Source organism: Saccharopolyspora oryzae (assembly GCF_027853915.1).
GTDB lineage: Bacteria > Actinomycetota > Actinomycetes > Mycobacteriales > Pseudonocardiaceae > Saccharopolyspora > Saccharopolyspora oryzae.
The window spans coordinates 70,328-84,672 of record NZ_JAQGLA010000003.1 but is presented as its reverse complement, the minus strand read 5'-3'; the positions used below and the strand labels follow the sequence as shown (position 1 = coordinate 84,672).

Genomic DNA, 14,345 nt, shown 5'->3' with positions numbered 1-14,345 from the left:
CACCCGGCCCGTGGCCGAGATTACGGCCGCGACGATACCCCGCAGCGATCATTGTGGTTAGGCTTACCTAACGTGAATGCTCCGGTAGAGATCCGCCCGGCCCGAGTGCGCGACGTCCGCGCCATCAAGGCGCTGATCGACCACTACGCGGGAAAGGTGGTGCTGGGCAAGGAACTCGTCACGCTCTACGAGGACGTCCAGGAGTTCTGGGTCGCCGAATCCGGCGGCGAGGTCGTCGGCTGCGGCGCCCTGCACGTGCTGTGGGAGGACCTCGCCGAGATCCGCACCGTCGCGGTCGACCCGACGACCAAGGGTCGCGGCGTCGGGCACGCGATCGTCGCCCGGCTCGTCGAAGAAGCCGCCGACCTCGGCCTGACCCGGATCTTCGTGCTGACCTTCGAGACCGGCTTCTTCGGCCGCCACGGCTTCCTCCCGATCGCCGACACCCCGGTTCCGCCCGACGTCTACGACGAGATCAGGCGCTCGCCGGACGAGGGCGTGGCCCAGTTCCTCGACCTGGCGCACGTCAAGCCGAACACCCTCGGCAACACGCGGATGCTGCTGCACCTCGGCGCGTGATGCGCGATCCACCGGCCCGCGGCGCTACTATGCCTCCATGAATGATTATGCGTCGTCGGCGATAGCAATTCGGCGGGCGCGGATCGCCGACGTCAAGGCGATCAAGGCCCTGGTCGACACCTACGCCGGTGAGGTCCTGCTGGCCAAGAACCTCGTCACGCTCTACGAGGACATCCAGGAGTTCTGGGTCGCCGAGCTGACCGAAGCCGACCAGCCGGCCCGCATCGTGGGCTGCGGCGCGCTGCACGTGCTGTGGGAGGACCTCGCCGAGATCCGCACCGTCGCCGTCGACCCCTCGGTCAAGGGCTCCGGCATCGGGCACCGGCTGGTGCGCCGGCTGGTGGAGCTGGCGCGCGAGCTGGGCCTGCCCCGGCTGTTCGTGCTGACCTTCGAAACGGACTTCTTCGGCCGCCACGGCTTCCAGACCGTCGACGGTGCGCCGGTCAGCCCCGAGGTCTACGAGGAGATGCGCCGCTCGGTCGACGCGGGCGTGGCGGAGTTCCTCGACCTGGCCAACATCAAGCCCAACACCCTCGGCAACACCCGAATGCTCCTCACCCTCACCTGAGCTCTTCGCCGTCGTCGACGCCGATCAGGTCCGCGCCTGGCGGGGTCCGACCGGCGGCCGCACGCCCCGGTGGCGCCACCGACCGGCCCCGCAGCGGTTCCACCTTTCTCGTGCAGGTTGCTCAGGTACCCCGCGAACATCACTCGTAACGGCTATAACACGGTGAGTGATCACTTCGGATCCGAGGAGCCCTGCCGTGGAACGATCCCCTGCTCGCCGTGGCCTCGTCACCAGCGCCGTCGCCGCCGGGGCGCTGCTGCTCACCGCCGGCACCGCGCACGCCGACCTCAGCCCCGGTGAGCTGCGAGCCACCACCGACGAGTACTTGTTCTCGCTGTCCCTGGACGCCTTCACCCAGACCCGCGCCGAGCAGCCGCACGCCGACCAGCTCGACTGGTCCTCCGACGGCTGCACCATGTCACCCGACGAGCCGCTGGGCTTCAAGTTCCGCACCAGCTGCGACCGGCACGACTTCGGCTACCGCAACTACAAGAAGCAGGACCGGTTCACCGAGGCCAACCGCCGCAAGATCGACGACAACTTCCGCGCCGACATGTACTCGGCCTGCGGGACCAACGTGGCCTGCAAGGGCACCGCGAACATCTACTACTTCGCAGTGCGGGAGTTCGGCGGCGTCAGCGGGTCCACCGCCGAAGCCGTCGAGCACGCGCAGATCCAGCAGCTGCCCACCATCGCGGGCGAGCTGCCGAAGTTCCAGGCGATCAACGCAGCCGGCCAGGTCGTGCACCTCGGGCCGAACAGCTGACGCCACCGGCCCGGCCGTCCTGTTCGGACGGCCGGGCTGCCGCTGGGTTCCTGCGGTGAAAACCACACGCACCGCACTCGTTCGCGGGGGTAACGTCGCTGCGCGACGAAGGGAGCTCGAATGGTCAAGCGGCAACTCCCGCGCTGGTCCGAACTGCGTCCTCTCCTGCGGGTCAAACCACCGCAGTTCAACCCCACCAGGCGTCGGCTGTCCGCCGCGCACTCCATCGCCGACCTGCGGACCATCGCCCGCCTGCGCACTCCCCGCGCGGTGTTCGACTACACCGACGGCGCCGCCGAGGCCGAGATCAGCCTGCGCCGCGCGCGCCACGCCTTCCGCAACGTCGAGTTCCGCCCGTCGGTGCTGCGCGACGTGTCGTCGGTGGACACCTCGACCACCATCCTCGGCCGCCCTTCGAAGCTGCCGTTCTCCTTCGCCCCCACCGGTTTCACGCGGATGATGAACCACGAGGGCGAGCCTGCGGTGGCCCGCGTCGCCGAACGCGCCGGCATCCCCTACGCGCTGTCGACCATGGGCACCACCTCGGTCGAGGACCTGGCCGCGGCGGCCCCGGACGCCCGCAAGTGGTTCCAGCTCTACCTGTGGAAGGACCGCGAGGCCAGCCGCGACCTGGTCCAGCGCGCGCAGGAATCGGGCTACGAGGCGCTGCTGCTGACGGTGGACACCCCGGTCGGCGGTGCGCGGCTGCGCGACACCCGCAACGGCCTGACCATCCCGCCCGAGCTGACGCTCAAGACCATCGTGGACGGTGCGATGCACCCGGCCTGGTGGTTCAACCTGCTCACCACCGAGCCGCTGTCGTTCGCGTCGTTCCAGCACTGGTCGGGCACCGCGCACGACCTGATCAACGCGATGTTCGACCCGTCGCTGAACTACTCGGACCTGGAGTGGCTGCGCGAGCTCTGGGACGGTCCGCTGATCGTCAAGGGCATCCAGAACCCCGACGACGCCCGCCGCGTGGTCGAGCTGGGCGCGGACGGCGTGATCCTGTCCAACCACGGCGGCCGCCAGCTCGACCGGGCGCCGACCATGCTGGAGCTGCTCCCCGCGGTGCGCGAAGCGATCGGCGACCGCGCGGAGATCATGCTGGACACCGGCATCACCAGCGGTGCGGACATCGTCGCCGCGATCGCCCTGGGCGCCGACTCCTGCCTGATCGGCCGCGCCTACCTCTACGGCCTGATGGCCGGTGGCGAACGCGGCGTCGAGAAGGCGGTGGACGTCCTCCGCACCGAGATCGTCCGCACCCTCCAGCTGCTCGGCGTCCACTCGATCTCCGAGCTGAACCACACCCACGCGACGCTGCGCCGCTGAACGCGCAACGCGAAGGGCCCTTTCGACCTGCCGATACCGCGCTTCCTCGGGGCGGCTGGCGGGCAGGCCGAAAGGGCCCTTCACCTGCTCAGCGGTCGGGGCGCGGGTCGATCGGGTGGGCCTGCGGCGGTGCGGCGGTCGTGGCGCCGTCGATCGGACCCGTGGCGTGGAAGGCCTCGCAGGGGCCGCCGATGTACTTCTCGAAGTCCGTGGTGACGTGGATGACCGACTTGCCGTCGCGGGTCGGCAGCAGCGTCGGGCTGAAGTTCCGGCACACGCTGCCCTGGTTGTAGCTGATCTGCACCGGCGACGGGATCTCCCGCCAACCGCGGCTCAGGTCGGACGGGTCGTCGTTGACCAGCAGCGTGCGCCCGTTGCCCGGTGCCCAGCCGCCGCCCTCGTTGGCCAGCATCTGGTAGGCCAGCAGGATCCGGCCGTTCGGGTTCGGGCCCGGCGCCCAGGCGATGGTCGGCGTGCCCAGCGGCTGCCCGCCGGTGTCCGACACGACCTCGGTGCCCAGGTCGTACGGGTCGCCGAAGTCCCAACCGTCCTGGGACTTGCGCGTCCAGATCGTGCAGATGTGCACCGGGTCGTAGTTGCAGACCTCGTAGCCCATCACGTACGTGCCGTCCGGCAGCTTCCGCACACCGGCCATCCCGGGCCGCACGGTGAACTTGTCGTTCACGATCGTCTCGCGCAGATCGGTCCAGTTCCGGCCGTCGGCGGAGCGCATCTGGACCATCTTCTGGTCGTGCTTCGGATCGCCGTCGTCGGAGTAGAAGACCACCAGGTCGCCCTGCTCGGAAACGGTGAACTCCGGTTCCCAGACGCCCGGTCCCTGCGGGGCTTGCACGATGGTGGACAGGAAGTTCCAGGTCTTGCCGTGGTCGTCGCTGCGCCACAGGCGGATGCTGCTGCGCCGCTCCTCGGGATCCGCGCCGACGCCGGCGGTGCCCGCCCACAGCAGCGTCCCGGCGGGCATGTCACCGACCTGCTGCGGCAGTTCGTACAGCGTCGAGCAGCACATCCCCTTCTCGTCCGCGCCTTCCGGGTCGCGGATCTCGCCGACGGGCTCGAAGGTGGCGCCGTCGTCGTCGCTGCCGTAGATGACGGCGAAACCCGCCTTGTCCGCGTAGGTCGTCATGCTGACCAGCACCCGACCGTTCGCATCGCCGGAGTTCTGCAGCCGCACCAACCGGGGATAGCTGCTGCCGCCTTCCCGCACCAGCTCACCGCGGTCCACATCGGACGGTTCGACGCCTGGCCCCGGATCGCCGGTCGCCAGCTGCTGGAACCCGACCAGCAGCAGCACCGACAGCGAAACGGACAGAACAGCGCGTAATTTCCGGACCAGCATGCGCGAACCTCACGAAATCGCGGCGGGATGAATACCGTCAGCGCGCCGGAGACTATCTCAAAGATCGTGAAATTCGGACCGCGCGAGAATTCCATTCAGCGCAATCCGACGAGCGCATTCGGAGTAGCGCGAATCAAATGGGAACGCGATCGGAAAATGCTGGTGAAAACGCGAAGAACGAAGCCCTCTTGATCCGCCTGCCGAGTGCCCGTGAGCACTTTGGGTTGTTATGGCGACCCAAAGTGCTCACGGGACATGACCAGCGGAAATCATTCGTCCTCGTCGGGAGAAGGCCCACCGCGGATCGCGTACAGCGCGTTCTCCATCTCGTCCGGCTTGATCAGGACCTCGCGCGCCTTCGAACCCTCCGACGGGCCGACCACGCCGCGCGATTCCAGCAGGTCCATCAACCGCCCGGCCTTGGCGAACCCGACCCGCAGCTTGCGCTGCAGCATCGAGGTCGAACCGAACTGGCTGGTCACCACGAGCTCCGCGGCCTGCAGCAGCACGTCCAGGTCGTCGCCGATGTCGGAGTCGATCTCCTTCTTGTCCGCCGCCTTGGCCGCGGTGACCCCGTCGGTGTACTCCGGGTCGGCCTGGTCCTTGGCGAACGAGACGATCCGGTGGATCTCGTCGTCGGCGACGAACGCGCCCTGCACGCGAGCCGGCCGCGACGCCCCCATCGGCAGGTACAGCGCGTCGCCCATGCCGATCAGCTTCTCGGCGCCGGGCTGGTCGAGGATGACCCGCGAGTCGGTCAGCGACGAGGTGGCGAACGCCAGCCGGGACGGCACGTTGGTCTTGATCAGACCGGTCACCACGTCCACCGACGGCCGCTGGGTGGCCAGCACCAGGTGGATGCCCGCGGCGCGCGCCTTCTGCGTGATGCGCACGATGGCGTCCTCGACGTCGCGCGGCGCGGTCATCATCAGGTCCGCGAGCTCGTCGACGATGGCCAGGATGTACGGGTACGGCCGGTACTCGCGCTCGCTGCCCAGCGGGGCGGTGATCTCGCCGGACTTCACCTTCTTGTTGAAGTCGTCGATGTGCCGCACCCGGTTGGCCTGCATGTCCTGGTAGCGCTGCTCCATCTCCTCCACCAGCCAGGCCAGCGCGGCGGCGGCCTTCTTCGGCTGGGTGATGATGGGCGTGATCAGGTGCGGGATGCCTTCGTAGGGCGTCAGCTCCACCATCTTCGGGTCGATCAGGATCATCCTGACCTCCTGCGGCGTCGCCCGCGCCAGCAGCGACACCAGCATGGAGTTGACGAAGCTGGACTTACCGGAACCGGTGGAACCGGCGACCAGCAGGTGCGGCATCTTGGCCAGGTTCGCGGTGACCATGTGGCCTTCGATGTCCTTGCCCAGGCCCATCACCAGCGGGTGACCGTCCTTGGTCGCCTGGTCGGAGCGCAGCACGTCGCCGAGGCGCACCATCTCGCGGTCGGTGTTGGGCACCTCGATGCCGACCGCGGACTTGCCGGGGATCGGCGCCAGCAGCCGCACGTTGTCGGTGGCCGCCGCGTAGGCGATGTTCTTGGTCAGCGCGGTGATCTTCTCGACCTTCACGCCCGGCCCGAGCTCGACCTCGTAGCGGGTGACGGTCGGGCCGCGGGTGAAGCCGGTGACCTGCGCGTCGATGTTGAACTGCTCGAGCACCGCGGTGATCGCCTCGATCATCTGATCGTTGGCGCGGCTGCGGTTCTTCGGCGGTTCGCCGTCGGTGAGCACGTCCAGCGGCGGCAGGTTGTAGTCGCCTTCGACGCTGCGGCTGATCTGCGGCTTGTCGCTCTTCTTCGGCTTCTCCGGCGCGGACTGGGCCGGCACCGCGGCAGCGGCGGCCTTCGGCTTGGGCGCCGGTGCCGGCTCCTCCGGCACGTCTTCGAGCGACAGCTGCGGGTCCTGGTCCTCGGCCATCGCCGCCTGCCGCCGCCGCGACGGACGGCGCAGCTTGACGTCGGTCGGCTCCGCGTCCTCCGCCTTCGCCCGCTTCGACCTCTTCTTCGGCTCGGCGGGCTCGTCGTCCTCGTCCTCGTACCCGACGCCGCGCATCCAGTCGCTGATGTCGCGCACCGAAGTACCGGTGAGCACCAGCAACCCGAACAGCCCGAACAGCACCAGGACCGGTACGGCGACCCACGGCGTGAGCCCGTACTCCAGCGGTCCGCCCGCGACGAATCCGAGCGCACCCCCGGCCTCGGGCCACTTCTCCGGCTCCAGCGGGGAACCCTTGGCGATGTGGAGGACACCGAGCGTGCTGAGGATCAGCAGCAGCGACCCGATCACCACCCGCGGCCGTGCTTCGGCGGTGCTCTCGGTGCGCATCAGCAGGATCGCGGTGACCAGCAGCACGAGCGGCAGCACCACCGCGGCCGAACCGATGACCGAGCGCAGCGCCAGGTCGAACCCGTGCCCGACGGGGCCACCGGCCTGCCACCACACGCCCGCGGCGGCGATGACGGCGGTGGCCAGGAAGATCAGGGCGAGTCCGTCGCGCCGGTGCGCCGGGTCGAGCTCCCGGGTCTTGCCCATCGCCCGCACCACGCTGCCGACGCCGCGCGCCACTCCCCCGCCACCGCGGGACCGCGTGCTGCGCTTCGCCGGTTGCCGCCGCGGCGCATGCGTCGAGCCGCGCGGCTTCGCCGTGCTCTTCCGGCTGCTGGTGCCCGACTTCGCGCGGGACTTGCTCTGAGTCGATCCGCCACTGCGGGATCCGGAGCCGCTACTCTTGGTGGCGCTTTTGCTGCGCGCCGAGCCACGTCCCCCGTTCGATGTCCGGCTCGCCATGCCCCACACGGTATCCGCACCCGTCCCTCCGGTCACAACAGCCACTGCAGATGGCGGTTCGGACGTTTTCTCGGGTGTTGTGCCCCGAACGGGGCACCTGGCGTGAGATCCTCGAACATCATGGTTGCCCTCCCGTCCGGTCAGCACGAGCCGACACGCCGAACCGACCGCGAGAAGCTGTTCCGCGCCGCGCCGCTGCTGTGGCGTGCGCTGATGCGGGTGGATCGCGCCGTCGTCGCCGTCACCGGCCGCCTGGAGGTCACCGGTGACGTGCCGGACGAACTGCGCGGCAAGCCGCTGCTGCTGGCCGCCAACCACATCGGCAACCTGGACCCGCTGGTCCTGATCGCGGCCTGCCGGACGCGCAGGTTGGCGCCCCGCTTCATGGCCACCGCCGGTCTGTTCGAGACCCCGGTGCTGGGCGGCCTGCTGCGCCGCTGCCGCCACGTCCGCGTCGACCGCGGCAAGGCCACGGCGGCCGAGGCGATGGGCAAGGCGGTCGCCGCGCTGACCAGCGACGATCACCCGGTGCTGCTGTACCCGGAGGGCCGCATCACCCTCGAACCGGACATGTGGCCGGAGCGCGGGAAGACCGGCGTGGCCCGCATGGCGCTGGCCTCCGGCGCGACCGTGGTGCCGATCAGCCAGTGGGGTGCCCACGAGGCGATGTGCTACGGCATGGTCACCGTGGAAAGCGCCCGCGACCTGTGGATTCTCTTCGCCTCGTGGCTGCGCGCGGTCCGCCGCCGGCCGAGGCTGCGGGTCCACTTCGGATCCCCGGTCGACCTCAGCGACCTCTCCGCCGACCGGGTCGGCGACGCGGCCCGGGCCCGCGACCGCATCATGCGCGCCATCGCCGAAGGCCTGACCACCCTCCGCACCGGCGAACTCGGCGCACCGCACCACCTCGACCCCACCCGCCCGGCCACGGACAAACCCAGCCCCTGGCGCCCCTGATCGGCGTCCGATCGCCCGGCCCAGAGCGGTCTCCGCTCATCCGCGCGCGAGGACTGGAACCGTGCGGCTGATTCCTCCGATCAGCCGCATCCGGGCGGCCTTTCAGCAGGGCCTCCACATCGGACCCGATCGCCCCTGGTAACGGCACGATCACGCTGCGCGGGCGATCGAGCGCAGCTCCCACGCCGAAATTCCCCCGGGTAGACCAATTCTCGCCAAGCATGCGGCCACCGCGCGGCTGATCCCCTTTACTGTCCACATTGCTCACCGCTGGTAGTGGGCACAACCGGACGGACGGGGACATTCGTGAGAAAAGTCGTCACCGCTGCGATGGCGGTCGGGCTGCTCGCAGGTCTGTCACCGGCGGCCGCGAGCGCGGCTCCGGCACCACCTGGGTTCGACCCGACGCCGATCCAATGGGGTCAGTGCTCCGACGAGGACCTGCAGAAGGCCGGCGCGGAGTGCGGGATGCTGCAGGTCCCGATGGACTACGCCGACCCGGCGGGCGAGCAGATCTCGCTCGCGGTCTCCCGGATCAAGCACACCGTGCCCGACGACCAGTACCAGGGCGTCATGCTGGTCAACCCGGGCGGCCCGGGCGGTTCCGGGCTGAGCCTGTCCACGCTCGGCGCGTACGTGCCCAAGGGCGCAGGCGCCGCCTACGACTGGATCGGCTTCGACCCGCGCGGCGTCGGCTCGAGCCTGCCGGCGATCTCCTGCGATCCGAACTACTTCTCCTACGACCGGCCGAACTACGTGCCCACGACGCCGGAGCTGGAGAAGACCTGGCTGGACCGCTCCGAGGGGTACGCCCGCGCTTGCGGCAACAACGGCAAGCTCCTCGAGCACGTCAAGACCACCGACACCGTCGAGGACATGGACAGCATCCGCAAGGCGCTGGGTGCTGACCAGATCAACTACTACGGCTTCTCCTACGGCACCTACCTCGGCCAGGTCTACGGCACCCTGCACCCGGACCGGATGCGGCGCGTGGTGATGGACGGCGTGGTGAACGTCGAGGACGTCTGGTACGACGCGAACCTGAACCAGGACGTGGCCTTCGACCGCAACATCAAGATCTTCTTCGACTGGGTCGCCGAGCACGACGACGTCTACCACCTGGGCAAGACCGGTGCGGACGTGGAGAAGCTGTTCTACGAGCAGCAGGCCGCACTCGACAAAGAACCCGCTGGTGGCGTGATCGGGCCCGACGAGTGGGTCGACGTGTTCCTGACCGCGGGCTACTCGCAGTCGGCGTGGGACAGCCGCGCCAAGGCCTTCGCGGGCTGGGTGCACAACGGCGACTGGGAAACGCTGAAGAAGATCTACGACGGCTCCAACACGCCGGGCGACGACAACGGCTTCGCGGTCTACCTGGCGGTCCAGTGCACGGACGTGAAGTGGCCGCAGAGCTGGGAGCAGTGGCGCCAGGACAGCTGGGACATCCACGAGAAGGCGCCGTTCGAAACCTGGTCCAACACCTGGTACAACGCCCCGTGCCTGTCCTGGCCGGCCAAGCCCGGCAAGCCGGTCGAGGTGGACGGCAGCAAGGTCGACAGCGCCCTCCTGATCAGCGAAGAGCTGGACGCGGCAACCCCGTTCCCGGGAGCCCTGGAAGCCCGCAAGCGCTTCCCCGGCGCCAGCCTGATCAGCCTCCCCGGCGGCACGACCCACTCGGGCTCCTTGAGCGGCAACACCTGCCTGGACGACCAGATCGCGGACTACCTGGCCACGGGAAAGCTCCCACCGCGCCAACCGGGCAACGGCCCGGACACCAAGTGCGACCCGCTACCCAAGCCAACCCCGGAGACCGGCCCGACAACGATGACGACCAAGCGCTCCCAACAACCGGAGGCCCTGCAGAAGGCCCTCCAATCCACCTGGCACTGACGCCCGGTTCCAGACCCGTGAGCACTTTGGGTTGCTGCAGCGACCCAAAGTGCTCACGGGCCTGGTGGATGCCGACGTGCAGATGGGCCGAGCTCCGGTGGGAGCTCGGCCCTTCTGGTGCGCGAGGTTCTGGGTCAGTGGTCCCAGATCGGTGCGTTGACGCAGGCGTTGGCCTGCGGCGAGGCGATCGGGACGACCAGCGCCAGGACGCCGACGTTGTTGCCGCACAACTGGACCGGCAGCACGCTGACGTTGTTGTCGTTCAGCAGGTTGATCCCGTCGTTGTCGGCGCTGTCGGCGAAGGCCGGGGAACCGATCGCCAGCATCGCAGCCGTTGCGGCCGCTGCACCGAGAAGTCGAGTTGAAGTACGCACCTGAAGACCCCAATCCTCCGATTTGGCGGTTCCGCCGGCCCGCCGCGCCCCCGCGTCGGGGTGGGCACCTCCGGACCGGCGTCACCACAGTCCCAGCGGATCTCCACCGGGGCCTGCCGTGTCCCTCCAACGAGGACCGCAGACCACCCGGTGGCGAACCGAACAACGCGGAGTAATCGGAAAAGTGGGATGGAGTGGCCGAAACGACCGCTCGTACGGTGGATGGATCAGGATCCGACCGGCAGCACGTTGGGCACGATCATCGGACGGCGGCGGTAGGTCTCGGCGACCCAGCGGCCGACCACGCGGCGCACCGCCTGCGCGATCCGGTGGGTGTCGGTGATGCCCTCCGCCTCGGTGCGGGCCAGCTCCATCTCGACCAGCGGCACCACGTCGTCCAGCGCCTTCGGGTCGTCGGAGAAGCCGCGCCCGGAGATCGTCGGCGACGACACCGCGCGGCCCGTCGCGGCCTCCACCGCGACCGTGATCGCGATGAACCCGCCCTCGCCCAGCACCAGGCGATCGGACAGCGTCGACTCCCCCACGTCGCCGACGGACAGGCCGTCGACGTAGACGTGACCGACCTCGACGCGCCCGGCGATGCTGGCGATCCCGTCGAGCAGGTCGACCACCACGCCGTCCTCGGCGATCACCACGCGGTCCGCGGGCACACCGGTCAGCCGCGCGAGCTCGGCGTTCGCCCGCAGGTGCCGCCACTCGCCGTGCACCGGCATCACGTTGCTCGGGCGCACCGCGTTGTAGAGGTACAGCAGCTCACCGGCCGAGGCGTGCCCGGACACGTGCACCTTCGCGTGCCCCTGGTGCACCACCTGCGCACCCAGCCGCACCAGGCCGTTGACCACACCGAACACCGCGGTCTCGTTGCCCGGGATCAGCGAGCTGGCCAGCACCACGGTGTCACCGGCGCGGATGCGGATCTGCTTGTGCTCGCCGCGCGCCATCCGGGACAGCGCGGACAGCGGCTCGCCCTGCGAACCGGTCGAGACGAACGCGACCTCGTGCTCGGGCATGGACAGCGCCTCGTCGAGGTCGACCAGCAGGCCGTCCGGCACGTTCAGCATGCCCAGGTCCGCTGCGATGCCCATGTTGCGCACCATCGAGCGGCCGACGAAGCAGACCTTGCGGCCGTGCGCCTCGGCGACGTCGAGCACCTGCTGCACGCGGTGCACGTGGCTGGCGAAGCAGGCCACGATAACCCGCTGCGTCGCCTTGCCGATCACGTTGTCCAGCACCGGGCCGATCTCGCGCTCCGGCGTGACGAACCCGGGCACCTCGGCGTTGGTGGAGTCGACCAGGAACAGGTCCACGCCCTCGTCGCCGAGCCGGGAGAACCCGGCCAGGTCGGTCAGCCGGCCGTCCAGCGGCAGCTGGTCCAGCTTGATGTCACCGGTGTGCAGCGCGACCCCGGCCGGCGTGCGGATGGCCACCGCCAGCGCGTCCGGGATGGAGTGGTTGACCGCGAAGAACTCCAGGTCGAACGCGCCGTGCTTGCTGCGCTCGCCCTCGGAGACCTCCACCAGCACCGGGTTCAGCCGGTGCTCGCGGCACTTGGCCGCCAGCAGCGCGAGGGTGAACTTCGCACCCACCACCGGCAGGTCCGGGCGCAGGCGCAGCAGGAACGGCACCGCCCCGATGTGGTCCTCGTGGCCGTGCGTGAGCACCAGCGCCTCGATGTCCTCGAGCCGGTTCTCGATCGCCGCGAAGTCCGGCAGGATCAGGTCCACGCCCGGCGCGTCGTCCTCGGGGAACAGCACACCGCAGTCGACGACCAGCAGCCGGCCGTCGTACTCGAAGACGGTCATGTTCCGACCGACCTCGCCGATGCCGCCGAGCGCAACGACTCGCAGCCCACCCTCGGCCAACTGGGGCGGTGGGGCCGAAGAAATCGGCGTCACCGGGTGGTACTCGGTGGCTGTCGCCTTTGCGCTCAACGCTGGTTCACCTCTGTGCGGCGTCCGGATTGACCAATACCAGGCCAGCATCCCACAGGTCGCTGGTGATCAACCGAACCTGCTCCTCGGTGGCGGCGGGCAGCGGCAGCCGCGGCTGGCCCGTTTCGTACCCGCACAACCGCAATGCCGTCTTGGAGAAGATGACCCCGCCGACGAAGTTCATCGACCGGTACACCGGAAGCAGACCGTTGTGGATCTCCCGGGCGCCCGCGACGTCACCGGCCTCGTAGGCGTCGAGCATGCTGCGCAGGCGGTCGCCCACGACGTGGCCGATCACGCTGACGAAACCGACCGCGCCGACCGACAGCCACGGCAGGTTCAGCGGGTCCTCGCCCGAGTAGTAGGCGAGGTCGGTGGCCGCCAGGACCTCGCTGCCCGCCAGCAGGTCGTGCTTGGAGTCCTTGACCGCCTTGATCTGCGGGTGCTCGGCCAGCCGCTTGAGCGTGTCGACCTGGATCGGCACGACGGAGCGCGGCGGGATGTCGTAGAGCATCACCGGCAGCTCGGTGGCGTCGGCGACCGTCCAGAAGTGCTGGAACAGGCCCTCCTGCGGCGGCCGCGAGTAGTACGGCGTGACCACGAGCAGACCGTGCGCCCCGGCCTTCTCCGCGGAGCGGGCGAGCTCGACGGAGTGCTCGGTGTTGTTGGTGCCCGCACCGGCCACCACGGTCGCGCGGTCCCCCACCGCCTCGACCACGGCGCGCAGCAGCTGCTCCTTCTCGTGGTCGCTGGTCGTGGGGCTCTCGCCGGTGGTGCCGTTGACGACCAACCCGTCGTTCCCGACGCTGTCCACCAGGTACGTGGCCAGCTCCTGGGCCAGTTTGAGATCGAGCTTCCCGTCCTCGTCGAACGGCGTGACCATGGCGGTCAGGACGCGGCCGAACGGGCGGCCCGGAATCGCAGTGGGGCAGGCGGTCATGCCCCCGACGCTACCTGGTGACTTCCCTGCTCAAAGCGCCCGGACCGGGATCACGGCACATTCCGAAAACCCCTCACCTGAGCCCGTTCTCAGCCGTGCATCTTCCGGCTCGACGGGCCTGTTGCGGCGGAGTTTCCGTCTCCGGGGTCAGAGGGAACGGCGCAAATCCTGGACCGCGAGCACGTCGGCCTCGTTGCCGTCGAACGTGACCTTCGCAGCACGTCGGCTGAACGCGTGCAGGACCAGCTCGCTCGGCTCGCCGAGGATCCGGACCGTGCGCGGACCGCGCTTGGCCGCGATCTCCGTGCCGTCCGGACGGCGCAGCACCACGCCCACCGGGCTGCGGCCGTAGAACATGCGCGCCATCCGGCCCAGCGACTTCCACAGCGCCTCTTCGCGCTCCGGCTCCGACGGCCTGGGCTGCCAGTCCGGCTGGGCGCGGCGGACGTCCTCGTGGTGCACGTAGAACTCGGCGGCGTTGACCGCCTCGTCCACGCCCGCCAGGCCCATCGGGTTCCACTTCGGCGGCCCCTGCCGCACCTGGTCGACCAGCTCGGGCCAGGGCAGGGCCCGCAGCTCGTCCTCGATCCGCTCGCTGCGCTCGGACAGCGACTTCAGGAACTTCCCGGCCAGCGCGTCGGGTCGGCGCTCCCGCACCACCAGGTGCACGGCGAGGTCCCGGGTCGCCCACCCCTCGCACAGCGTCGGCGCGTCCGGACCGAGCTGCTCGAACAGATCGCACAACTGCTGGCGTTCATCGCTGGCGACACCCATGAGCCCACCTTAGTGCGTACCGGTGATCCACTTCCGGCCTTCCGCCCCGAACGCCCCGGCATGTCGT

Annotated in this window: 13 protein-coding genes; 7 read left to right on the top strand and 6 right to left on the bottom strand. The window is 69.5% G+C overall.

Features of this window, described 5'->3' with window-relative positions; all coding sequences use genetic code 11:
- Positions 1–72 precede the first annotated feature (72 nt).
- The 4 genes from OU415_RS03010 (at position 73) to OU415_RS02995 (ending at position 3,248) form a co-directional block, all read left to right on the top strand.
- Entirely contained in the window at positions 73–579 is a 507-nt protein-coding gene (locus tag OU415_RS03010) for an amino-acid N-acetyltransferase (protein ID WP_270946959.1), read from the top strand.
- 37 nt (positions 580–616) lie between these two features.
- A complete protein-coding gene (locus OU415_RS03005) occupies positions 617–1,147 on the top strand; it encodes an amino-acid N-acetyltransferase (protein ID WP_270946957.1) in 531 nt (176 codons plus the stop codon).
- A gap of 196 nt (positions 1,148–1,343) precedes the next feature.
- Positions 1,344–1,913: a phospholipase gene (locus OU415_RS03000; RefSeq protein ID WP_270946956.1), complete on the top strand. Its 570-nt coding sequence runs from the start codon at positions 1,344–1,346 to the stop codon at positions 1,911–1,913.
- 120 nt (positions 1,914–2,033) lie between these two features.
- Complete coding sequence (locus OU415_RS02995; RefSeq protein WP_270946955.1) at positions 2,034–3,248, top strand: alpha-hydroxy acid oxidase; 1,215 nt, start codon at positions 2,034–2,036, stop codon at positions 3,246–3,248.
- Positions 3,249–3,336: 88 nt separating this feature from the next.
- Here OU415_RS02995 and OU415_RS02990 read toward each other — a convergent pair whose 3' ends face one another.
- Complete coding sequence (locus tag OU415_RS02990) at positions 3,337–4,605, bottom strand: sialidase family protein (RefSeq protein WP_270946954.1); 1,269 nt, start codon at positions 4,603–4,605, stop codon at positions 3,337–3,339.
- A gap of 269 nt (positions 4,606–4,874) precedes the next feature.
- Entirely contained in the window at positions 4,875–7,136 is a 2,262-nt protein-coding gene (locus tag OU415_RS02985; protein WP_270946953.1) for a DNA translocase FtsK, read from the bottom strand.
- Here OU415_RS02985 and OU415_RS02980 point away from each other — a divergent pair.
- The 3 genes from OU415_RS02980 to OU415_RS02970 all read left to right on the top strand — a co-directional run bounded on the left by OU415_RS02980 (position 7,129) and on the right by OU415_RS02970 (position 10,238).
- Positions 7,129–7,296 (top strand): hypothetical protein, encoded by a 168-nt coding sequence (locus OU415_RS02980; RefSeq protein ID WP_270946952.1) that lies wholly within the window; start codon positions 7,129–7,131, stop codon positions 7,294–7,296. The two genes, OU415_RS02985 and OU415_RS02980, sit on opposite strands and share 8 nt — an antisense overlap.
- Positions 7,297–7,511: 215 nt before the next feature.
- Positions 7,512–8,348 (top strand): lysophospholipid acyltransferase family protein, encoded by an 837-nt coding sequence (locus tag OU415_RS02975; protein WP_270946951.1) that lies wholly within the window; start codon positions 7,512–7,514, stop codon positions 8,346–8,348.
- A 306-nt stretch (positions 8,349–8,654) separates the two neighbouring features.
- Positions 8,655–10,238, top strand: a complete 1,584-nt coding sequence (locus tag OU415_RS02970; protein ID WP_270946950.1) for an alpha/beta hydrolase — start codon at positions 8,655–8,657, stop codon at positions 10,236–10,238.
- 134 nt (positions 10,239–10,372) lie between these two features.
- On the opposite strand, the gene OU415_RS02965 is transcribed toward OU415_RS02970, so the two are convergent.
- The 4 genes from OU415_RS02965 to OU415_RS02950 form a co-directional block, all read right to left on the bottom strand.
- The gene (locus OU415_RS02965) at positions 10,373–10,612 is read right to left on the bottom strand and encodes a hypothetical protein (protein ID WP_270946949.1); all 240 of its coding nucleotides are present in this window, start codon (positions 10,610–10,612) and stop codon (positions 10,373–10,375) included.
- A 227-nt stretch (positions 10,613–10,839) separates the two neighbouring features.
- Positions 10,840–12,564: a ribonuclease J gene (locus OU415_RS02960; RefSeq protein WP_270946948.1), complete on the bottom strand. Its 1,725-nt coding sequence runs from the start codon at positions 12,562–12,564 to the stop codon at positions 10,840–10,842.
- A gap of 7 nt (positions 12,565–12,571) precedes the next feature.
- Positions 12,572–13,504, bottom strand: a complete 933-nt coding sequence (gene dapA, locus OU415_RS02955; RefSeq protein ID WP_270946947.1) for a 4-hydroxy-tetrahydrodipicolinate synthase — start codon at positions 13,502–13,504, stop codon at positions 12,572–12,574.
- 147 nt (positions 13,505–13,651) lie between these two features.
- A complete protein-coding gene (locus tag OU415_RS02950; RefSeq protein WP_270946946.1) occupies positions 13,652–14,278 on the bottom strand; it encodes a TIGR03085 family metal-binding protein in 627 nt (208 codons plus the stop codon).
- Positions 14,279–14,345 lie beyond the last annotated feature (67 nt).